We start from the raw sequence: 6,212 nt of genomic DNA, 5'->3' as shown, positions 1-6,212 counted from the left end.
CGCGGCTTCGATGAACTGAAGCAAATCGCTGTCTAATCCTGCATAACTCTTTGTTTACCAAGGAGTTTTACGTTTCGACTGCGCCGGAAGTGGGGCGAATTATAGACTTCCAGAATCTGCCGTCAACACTTAATTTGGTTTTTCTATCAAAGTGCCTACTAACCTTTAAATCCCTCTATATATAGAAGGTTAACCTCGTCATTTGAGCAATATATTGCTCAAATTCGAACAGTTAAGCATCATAGCGGCCCCTGCTTCTCGAATATGACCTCGGACGAACACCCCAATGACCACCTCCCCCCGCAGTTTGGCCTCGGCATTGTTTCCGGTCGGCCTGCTGTTGATCGCTATGGCCTCCATCCAGTCCGGGGCCTCACTGGCCAAGAGCATGTTCCCGATTGTCGGAGCACAAGGCACCACAACCCTGCGCCTGATCTTCGCCAGCGTGATCATGTTGCTCATATTGCGACCATGGCGCGCCAAGCTGACCGCAAAATCCCTGCGCACCGTGATCGTCTATGGCATGGCTCTGGGCGGCATGAACTTCCTCTTCTATATGTCCTTGCGTAGCGTTCCCTTGGGCATTGCCGTAGCCCTTGAATTCACCGGACCGCTCGCCGTCGCAATCTACGCGTCGCGCCGAGCGGTAGACTTCCTGTGGATAGCCCTCGCGATCGTCGGCCTACTCCTGTTGATTCCCACGGGGGAAGCCAGCAGCGGAATCGACCTGGTCGGCGCGGCCTATGCGTTGGGTGCGGGTGTTTGCTGGGCACTCTACATTCTGTTCGGACAAAAAGCGGGTAACGACAACGGCGTCCAGACCGCCGCCCTGGGCGTGATGATCGCGGCCCTGTTTGTTGCGCCCATCGGCATCGTCCATGCTGGCACCGCATTACTGACCCCAGCATTGATTCCGATCGCCATCGGTGTCGCGATTCTGTCCACTGCCCTGCCTTACACCCTGGAGATGGTCGCGCTGACACGCCTCCCCGCCCGCACCTTCGGAACGCTCATGAGCATTGAGCCTGCTTTCGGCGCACTTTCAGGACTTTTCTTCCTTCAGGAGCACTTATCCCTACCGCAATGGCTGGCCATAAGTTGCATTATCCTGGCCTCGGTAGGCGCGACACTGACCATGCGCAATGACTCAAAGCCGCTGGTTCCGGCGGATTGAATCATCTTTGAAAGTTGCTCTGGTATTTGCCACGTATTTAGGCCATGTTTAAACTGCAAACGAATGTCATTCATGGAGTTTTCGACAGGGACAGCGCGAACGCTACACTCGAGAGCGAGTAGAGCCGGCTTCGAACATTGCGAAGTGGCTATTAAGGATGGGAATGAAGCGAATTTTGATACTGTTAATGGTCGTGGCCATTGCTGGCTGTGCCGCGACTACCAAGACAGAAGTAAAACGCGGCAAAAAAGGGCTGCATATCAACTGTTCCGGCCTGTCTTCTTCCTGGGACCAGTGCTACACCAGTGCAACCAACTCTTGCGGCGCCAAGGGCTACCGGGTTATCGCCAAGTCAGGTGACAACTCCGAGGAGCCAGGGGACTACCCCTTCGGCCTCAACCCTGCCGGCTACACCAGCCGCAGCATGATCGTCATCTGTAAGTGATCCCCCCGAGCAGTCAGCCGCGACTGCTCATATAAATGCCTGCCCCCCCTTCGCGGCGCTGCAACTAAATTATTGCAGCTCGTGATCTGTTCTACGACGATTCGCAACGAGTCAAATAGCCGTCGTGCGCACCTGCAACCACTGCAACGCAGCGCCGCTGAGCAGCGGGCTCAGGCGTTCACGCACCTGGGCGTGATACGCGTTGAACCACTCGCGCTCATCCGCTGTGAGCAGCGACGGCTCCAGGCAACGGGTGTCGATCGGGCACAAGGTCAAGGTTTCAAACGAGAGGAACTCACCAAACTCGGTCTTGCCTGCTTCGCGGTTCAATACCAGGTTCTCGATACGCACACCCCAACGTCCAGGGCGGTAGGTGCCCGGTTCGATCGAAGTGATCATCCCCGGCTGCATCGCGGTTTGCGGCGCGGTGGCGGCCTGGTAGGCGATCACTTGTGGACCTTCATGCACATTGAGGAAATACCCTACTCCGTGCCCGGTACCGTGGCCGTAGTCCACGCCTTCAGCCCAGATCGGCGCGCGGGCAATGGAATCCAGCAGCGGCGATAGAATGCCTTTGGGAAAGTGTGCACGGGACAGGGCAATAACGCCCTTCAGCACACGGGTGCAGTCACGTTTCTGTTCCTCGCTCGGCGTACCGATAGGCACCATCCGTGTGATATCCGTGGTGCCCCCCAGGTACTGGCCGCCCGAGTCGATCAGCAGCAAGCCATCGCCCTCGATCACCGCATGCTCTTCTTCGGTGGCATGGTAATGCGGCATGGCCCCGTTGGCATTGAATGCCGCGATGGTATTGAAACTCAGCGACACATAATCGGGGCGACGGGTGCGCGCAGCCGTCAGGTGTTCATCGATGGTCAATTCAGTGATGCGTTCACGACCGAGCGCACTGTCCAGCCAGGCGAAGAATTCGCACAGGGCAGCGCCGTCCTGCTCCATGGCTCGGCGGATATGCTCCGCGTCCGCCAGGCTCTTGCGGGATTTGGCCAGTGTGGTCGGGTTAAGCCCTTCGATCAGCTTGACGCCAGCATCCAGGTTTTCCAGCAAACCGGCAGTAACGCGGGCGGGGTCAACGTGCAAGCTGGCACCCGATGGCACCGCACGCAGCGCATCCGCCACGTCGCTGTAGTCGCGCAACGTCACGCCATCTTGCGCAAGCACTGCGCGCAAGTCTGCATCAACTTTACTCAGCGCCACAAACAACGTGGCCTGTTGTTGATTGATCAATGCAAACGAAACAAACACCGGATTAAACGAGACATCGCCGCCGCGCAGGTTGAACAGCCAGGCGATGTCATCCAGGGTGGCGATGAAGTGCCAGTCGGCGCCCTTCTCCTTCAAACTGGAGCGCAGTGCGGCAAGTTTATCGCCACGGCTGACGGTCGCTTGCGGTGGCAGATGCTGATAAATCGGCTGGCTCGGCAGGCTCGGACGGTTTTTCCAAACAGCATCGAGTACGTCGATATCGGTACGCAGGCGCGCGCCGCGCTCTGCCAGCTTGGCGCCCAAGGTGCGCGCCGAAGCGACAGCCATCACCGCACCGTCCACCGCCACCACGCCACCTTCCGGCGTCTGCTCGGCCAGCCACTCCAGCGGCCCGGGCTGGCCCGGTTGCAGCTTGACCAATTCAATGCCACTGCCCTTGAGCTCCTTGGTCGCCTGTTCCCAGTAACGGCTATCGGCCCAGACACCGGCGAAATCCGCAGTGACAATCAGCGTGCCTACCGAGCCATGGAACCCCGACAACCATTGACGCCCCTGCCAGTAACCCGGCAAATATTCGGACAAATGCGGGTCAGCCGATGGCACCAGCAGGGCGTGAATGCCCTCGCGGCTCATCAGTTCGCGGGTGTGCGCCAGGCGCTGGGGAACCGTTCCATGGGTCAAGGGCTGCGTACTCATTGTGTCTCCTGCTAACCACTAATAATTGTTATGTAAAAATCAGACGGCCCAGAACGCCGGTGCGCTGGCCAGTGCGGCCTTGATCAATTGCACGGCCTGGTCGATGTCCTGCTCGGTGGTAAACCGGCCCAGGCTCAAGCGTATGGTGCGGCCGGCAGAACGTGCGTCAAGGCCCAACGCAAGCAGCACGTGGGAAGGCGCATTGCTGGCGGAGTTACATGCCGAGGTCGCCGAAAAGGCGATGCCCGCACTCAACGCAGCAGTGTCAAATTCACCTTCGCTGAACGTAAGGCTGAGGGTGTGAGGAATGCGCTGCGCAGGGCTGCCATTGAGGCGCACGCCACCGAGCGTATCCAACTGCTCCAGCAGGCGCTGACGCAAGGCCACAATGACGGCCTTCTCCTGCGCAAAAGACGCCGCTGCCAGGGCGAATGCCGCGCCCATGCCCGCAATCTGATGGGTGGCCAGGGTACCGGAGCGCAAGCCCCCCTCGTGACCGCCGCCATGAATCTGTGCCAACACTTTCTGTTGCGCCCGGGGTCCGACATACAGCGCGCCAATACCCTTGGGGCCATACAGCTTGTGCGCGGAAAACGACATCAGGTCCACCGGCCACTGCGCCAGGTCGATCGCCACCTTGCCCGCGCCCTGCGCCGCGTCGACATGCAACAACGCGCCATGCTCACGGACGCGCGCGCCGATGGCCGGGATGTCATTGAGGGTGCCCAGCTCGTTATTCACCAGCATCAGCGACACCAGAAAGGTGTCTTCACGCAATGCCTCGCTGACGGCGTCGGCGCTGATCAACCCGTCGGCGTCCGGCACCAGGTAAGTCACGGCCACACCGGCTTCCTGCAACTGCCGCGCGGTATCCAGCGTGGCCTTGTGTTCGATCTGGCTGGTGATGATATGCCCGCCCGCCACACCACGCGCCTGGGCAACGCCCTTGATCGCGAGGTTGTTGGATTCAGTGGCGCCTGAGGTCCAGACGATCTGTTCAGGCTGTGCGCCCACCAACTCGGCCACCTGGCGACGCGCCTGCTCAACCGTTTGCCGCGCCGCTTGGCCGAACGCGTGGGAACTGGACGCGGGGTTACCGAAATTGGCGTTGAAGCCCAGACACTCGACCATCACCTGGATGACGCGCTCGTCCACCGGGGTGGTGGCGGCGTAGTCGAAATACAGCGGACGTTTATTCATGACAGTTAAGACTCGCAGAGCAGGTTCCCGAGAGCAGCGTCTCAGGGGCATCGGCCGGAACAGAGGTCGTCAGGTTTACCGGATCAAATGCCATTAAAGAAGGACAACTTTAAGTAAATGTGCGTAGGAACGCTCCTGAAATTCAGCTTAACAGGCTGAAGTCGTGCCATGGCAAACAAAAAGCCCGAGGTTCCTTTAAGGGAAGCCTCGGGCTTTTTGCTGCGCAGTGCCGACTCAACTGGGACGACCATGCAAAACCACGTTGCGCTCGGCGTTCATTTCGCCCTGGCGATCAAACCCGAAGGGCTTCTGTGGCTGGCCGGTCAGTGCAGCGCGCTGCTGTTGATATTCATCAAACGACAAGCCTCGACGGCTCAGCGCTTCCAGGGCCAGTTGCTTGCTCTCTTCGGCCGTGTAGGGACGCAATTCTGGCGATGGATGGCTCGCACAGCCGGCGAGTACGGCGCTGACAATCAATAAGCAAACAGCGAGAAATCGGTTCATGGCGGTAGCCCTGCAAAGAAGGTTTCGAGTCAATGAACACAGGCTACTCCCGACCTTGCACGGTGAAAAATCACCGTCCGTGATAGTCGCTATCAACCGCCGACGCCCCCTCTATAGCGAGCCCCATATATTTCTTTATGATCTATAAATATGGAAATACGTTCATTTACGGAATAAATGTAACCCTCTATAAATGGCTTACACCGAACCCGCACTGTTCGCCACGCAACTGTTTACCAGGCAACAGCCATTCAACAAATCACCAGTCAGACAACAGCAGCATTTTTCAGCAGTGCACCTGCAACCCACGCCGATCAAGGCCTGCACCCGTTGGTACAGCTCTTGCTCAACACGTTGCACTCCACTTGCTATGAACCACTGTTGATAAAGGAACTGTTCATGACCCGTCCCCTGAATGTCGTTGCCCTCTCCGGCGGAACCTGGCGCCCGTCCCGTACCCTCGTGCTGACCCAAGCCGTAGTGGCTGAACTGGCGACTTTGCTGCCGATCCAGACCACCCTGATCGAATTGGGCGACATTGCCCGGCCCCTGGGTGGTGCACTGTCACGCGATGAGTTGCCCGCCGAGGTCGAGGCCCAACTGGTGGCCATCGAACAGGCCGACCTGCTGATCGTCGCCGCACCGGTCTATCGCGGGTCCTACCCCGGCCTGCTCAAGCACCTGTTCGACCTGGTTGGCCTCAACGCCCTGATCGACACACCTGTATTACTCGCAGCCACCGGCGGCAGCGAACGCCACGCGCTGGTTCTCGACCATCAACTGCGTCCGCTGTTCAGCTTCTTCCAGGCCCTGACCCTGCCGATCGGCGTGTACGCCACCGAGGCCGATTTCACCGACTACCAAATAACCAGTGAGCCCCTGAAGGGCCGTATACGCCTTGCGGCAGAACGCGCAGCTCCGTTGTTTGCTGCGCACTCCCCCTCTCTGCTGAAAATCGCTTAAGGATTG

6 protein-coding genes are annotated in these 6,212 nt (G+C 58.9%); 3 read left to right on the top strand and 3 right to left on the bottom strand.

The window, feature by feature from the left end:
* The first annotated feature begins 286 nt into the window (after positions 1-286).
* Both rhtA and FIV39_RS32225 read left to right on the top strand, forming a co-directional pair.
* Entirely contained in the window at positions 287-1,174 is an 888-nt protein-coding gene (gene rhtA, locus FIV39_RS32230) for a threonine/homoserine exporter RhtA (protein ID WP_090402025.1), read from the top strand.
* Between the two features lie 163 nt (positions 1,175-1,337).
* The gene (locus FIV39_RS32225; RefSeq protein ID WP_027607138.1) at positions 1,338-1,619 is read left to right on the top strand and encodes a hypothetical protein; all 282 of its coding nucleotides are present in this window, start codon (positions 1,338-1,340) and stop codon (positions 1,617-1,619) included.
* Positions 1,620-1,730: 111 nt separating this feature from the next.
* Here FIV39_RS32225 and FIV39_RS32220 read toward each other — a convergent pair whose 3' ends face one another.
* The 3 genes from FIV39_RS32220 to FIV39_RS32210 form a co-directional block, all read right to left on the bottom strand.
* Positions 1,731-3,539: an aminopeptidase P family protein gene (locus FIV39_RS32220; RefSeq protein ID WP_090402023.1), complete on the bottom strand. Its 1,809-nt coding sequence runs from the start codon at positions 3,537-3,539 to the stop codon at positions 1,731-1,733.
* A gap of 39 nt (positions 3,540-3,578) precedes the next feature.
* On the bottom strand, positions 3,579-4,739 hold the full coding sequence (locus FIV39_RS32215; RefSeq protein ID WP_090402022.1) for a cysteine desulfurase family protein: 1,161 nt from the start codon (positions 4,737-4,739) through the stop codon (positions 3,579-3,581).
* Between the two features lie 234 nt (positions 4,740-4,973).
* The gene (locus FIV39_RS32210; protein WP_090402020.1) at positions 4,974-5,243 is read right to left on the bottom strand and encodes a hypothetical protein; all 270 of its coding nucleotides are present in this window, start codon (positions 5,241-5,243) and stop codon (positions 4,974-4,976) included.
* Between the two features lie 399 nt (positions 5,244-5,642).
* On the opposite strand from FIV39_RS32210, the gene msuE reads away from it, so the two are divergent.
* A complete protein-coding gene (gene msuE / locus FIV39_RS32205; protein WP_090402018.1) occupies positions 5,643-6,206 on the top strand; it encodes an FMN reductase in 564 nt (187 codons plus the stop codon).
* Positions 6,207-6,212: the final 6 nt, after the last annotated feature.

It is taken from the genome of Pseudomonas grimontii (genome assembly GCF_007858185.1).
GTDB classification, from domain to species: Bacteria; Pseudomonadota; Gammaproteobacteria; order Pseudomonadales; family Pseudomonadaceae; genus Aquipseudomonas; species Aquipseudomonas grimontii.
Note: the sequence above shows the minus strand (reverse complement) of the source record. Positions and strands in the feature narration are given on the sequence as shown.

What these genes read in the sequence shown, in the direction of transcription:
- rhtA (WP_090402025.1), top strand. Translation starts at nt 287, where the DNA reads ATGACCACCTCCCCCCGCAGTTTGGCCTCGGCATTGTTTCCGGTCGGC.
- FIV39_RS32210 (WP_090402020.1), bottom strand. Translation starts at nt 5,243, where the DNA reads ATGAACCGATTTCTCGCTGTTTGCTTATTGATTGTCAGCGCCGTACTC.
- FIV39_RS32215 (WP_090402022.1), bottom strand. Translation starts at nt 4,739, where the DNA reads ATGAATAAACGTCCGCTGTATTTCGACTACGCCGCCACCACCCCGGTG.
- FIV39_RS32225 (WP_027607138.1), top strand. Translation starts at nt 1,338, where the DNA reads ATGAAGCGAATTTTGATACTGTTAATGGTCGTGGCCATTGCTGGCTGT.
- FIV39_RS32220 (WP_090402023.1), bottom strand. Translation starts at nt 3,539, where the DNA reads ATGAGTACGCAGCCCTTGACCCATGGAACGGTTCCCCAGCGCCTGGCG.
- msuE (WP_090402018.1), top strand. Translation starts at nt 5,643, where the DNA reads ATGACCCGTCCCCTGAATGTCGTTGCCCTCTCCGGCGGAACCTGGCGC.